Genomic DNA, 791 nt, shown 5'->3' with positions numbered 1-791 from the left:
GCGTTGGGGAGCGCCGGGGCGGGGAGTCGGTCCCCCTGGTAACCGACCACCTGGCCGAAGCGGTCCGATGCGTTCTGCCAGGCTTCGCGAGCCCGGACGATGTCGTCGTGGGTGCGGCCGATGAAGTTCCACCACATGACGATCTCCTCCCCGAAGGGCGGTCCGCCGAGCAGCACCAGGCGTGCGGTCAGCGGCCCCTCGTTCACGAGGGTGAGCACGGTGTGTCCGGGAGCGACGTAGCCCAGCTCGGCCGGCTTGAGGGCGGCACCGTTCAAGCGGACGTCGCCGGTGTCGACGAGGAGGCCGTGCTCGAATTCCGCGTCGACGTCGACGGTCACCGTCGCGCCCGGTTCCACGGACAGTTCGGCGCCGAGGAGGGGTGTGAAGGTGCTGACCGGGGAGGTGTCGCCGGCGAGCGTCCCGAGGAAGACCCGGGCGTGACCGCCCTCCAGCGGCACCGGGGCCGGTACGTAGTGCTGGAAGTCCCGTTCCGCGTTCCGGTGCTCGTCCGGCAGCGCCACCCACAACTGCACGCCGTGCAGGATCGTCGTCCGCGGGGTCGACACCTCGGAGTGGCTGATGCCGAAGCCGCCCGTCATCAGGTTGAGCTCGCCGGGACGGACGAAGGCATGACTGCCCAGGCTGTCCCGGTGCTCGATCTCACCGCTGAAGAGCCAGCTGACCGTCTGCAGGCCCGTGTGCGGATGCGGGGCGACGTCCATCCCGCCCGTCCCGCCCACGTCGTCGGGACCGTAGTGGTCGGCGAAACACCAGGCTCCGATCAGTGTCCG

1 protein-coding gene is annotated in these 791 nt (G+C 70.3%); it reads right to left on the bottom strand.

Going from position 1 to position 791, the window contains the following annotated elements:
* A partial coding sequence (locus tag BZY54_RS48745; RefSeq protein WP_107420039.1) for a pirin family protein occupies window positions 1–791 on the bottom strand: 791 nt, incomplete at both ends.

It is taken from the genome of Streptomyces carpinensis (genome assembly GCF_002154505.1).
Taxonomy (GTDB): Bacteria; Actinomycetota; Actinomycetes; order Streptomycetales; family Streptomycetaceae; genus Streptomyces; species Streptomyces carpinensis.
This window is presented reverse-complemented; position numbering and strand designations above follow the sequence as displayed.